The following is a 1741-nucleotide window of genomic DNA, read 5'->3' as shown; positions in this document are numbered from 1 at the left end:
CTCTGTCGAACAGATCGGTGCTGAACTCCACGGTGAGCGTCAGCCCGTCCGGTTCGCCGTCGTCGGTGGTGGCTTCGTTGAAGGCGAAGGCGAGGTCGAACTTGGTGATGCCGATGCCGGTGTGCTCAAGCGTCGCGGCGAGCCCGGGCATGGAGGCCAGCGTTCCGGTGGCGTTGTGTCCGGTGTTGTTGAGGGTGAGCATGACTTGGAAGAGGGGGTGGTGGGCGAGGGTGCGGGTGGGGTTGAGGTGTTCGACGAGACGCTCGAAGGGGAGGTCCTGGTGGGCGTAGGCGTCCAGGTTCGTCTCGCGGACGCGGTCGAGGAGTTCGCGGAAGGTGGGCCGGCCGCTGGTGTCGGTGCGCAGGACTAGGGTGTTGACGAAGAAGCCGACGAGGCTGTCGGTGGCGTCGTCGGTACGGCCAGCGATGGGGGTACCGATGGGGATGTCGGTGCCTGCGCCGAGGCGGGTGAGGAGGGTGGCCAGGGCGGCCTGGAGGACCATGAACAGGCTGACGCCGTTCTGCTGCGCCAGCGCGGTGAGCTCCTGCTGGACCGAGGGCGGCATGGTGAGGGTCAGACTGTCGCCGGTGTAGCTGGCGATCGCGGGCCGCTGGCGGTCGGTGGGGAGCTTGATCTGCTCCGGCAGATCGGCGAGCGCGTTGGTCCAGTAGGTGAGTTGCTGGGAGATCGGGCTCTTTGGATCCTGCTCCTGACCCAAGACCTCGTGTTGCCAGAGGGCGTGGTCGGCGTACTGGATGGGCAGGGGTTGCCAGGCTGGGGTTTGGCCTTGGAGGCGTGCGGTGTAGGCGGTGGTGAGGTCGCGGGCGAGGGGGCCTATGGACCAGCCGTCGCATGCGATGTGGTGGAGGAGGAGCAGGAGTACGTGCTCGTCGTCGGCGAGGCGGAAGAGCGTGGCGCGGATGGGGATCTCGCCGGTCAGGTCGAACCTGTGACTGGCGCCGCGCTGCAGGTGCTCACCGAGGTCGGCTTCCTTGACCTCGAGCACCGGTATGTCGCGTGTCGCGTCTGCCGCCGGCAGGATGACTTGGTACCCGTCGTTGCTGTCGTCGGCGATGAGAGTACGGAGGCTTTCGTGGCGTGAGATGACGTCGTTCAGCGCTGCTGTGAGCGCCTGCGGATCGAGCTGTCCGATCAGGCGCAGGCTGCCGGGCATGTTGTAGGTGGGGGTGGGTCCTTCGAGTTGGTGGAGGAACCAGAGGCGTTGCTGGGCATAGGAGAGCGGGATGTGTTCGGGCCGCTCACGCACGGTGAGGGGGGTGCGGGCGCCTTGTGCCCCGTCCAGGGCGCCGGTCAGTCCGGCGATGGTGGGGGTCTCGAAGATTTGCCGGATGGGGAGTTCGGTCTTCAGATTGGTGCGGATGCCGCTGACGAGGCGGGTGGCGAGGAGGGAGTGCCCGCCGAGGTGGAAGAAGTCGTCGTCGATGGTCACCCGGGCGACATTGAGTACATCCGAGTACAGGCCGCAGAGGATTTCCTCGCGTGGGGTGCGCGGGGCCCGGCCGCTGCCGGTGGTGGTGTAGTCGGGTGCGGGCAGGGCTTTGCGGTCGAGTTTCCCGTTGGGGGTCAGGGGGAGGGCGTCGAGGGTGACGAAGGCTGCGGGGATCATGTAGTCGGGGAGGTCCGCCGCGAGGTGGGTGCGCAGGTTGTCGTCGGTGACCGGTGTGCTGGTGACGGTGTAGGCGGTGAGGCGTTGGTCGCCGGGGGTGTCCTCGCGCAGGAT

The 1741-nt window shown here is 67.4% G+C and carries 1 protein-coding gene; it reads right to left on the bottom strand.

Translation table 11 applies throughout. The annotated features are described in order from the left end of the window. A partial coding sequence (locus EBH09_RS38415; protein WP_238697135.1) for a condensation domain-containing protein occupies positions 1 to 1741 on the bottom strand: 1741 nt, incomplete at both ends.

Source organism: Streptomyces sp. E2N166 (genome assembly GCF_003671715.1).
Lineage (GTDB): Bacteria > Actinomycetota > Actinomycetes > Streptomycetales > Streptomycetaceae > Streptomyces > Streptomyces thinghirensis.
This window is presented reverse-complemented; position numbering and strand designations above follow the sequence as displayed.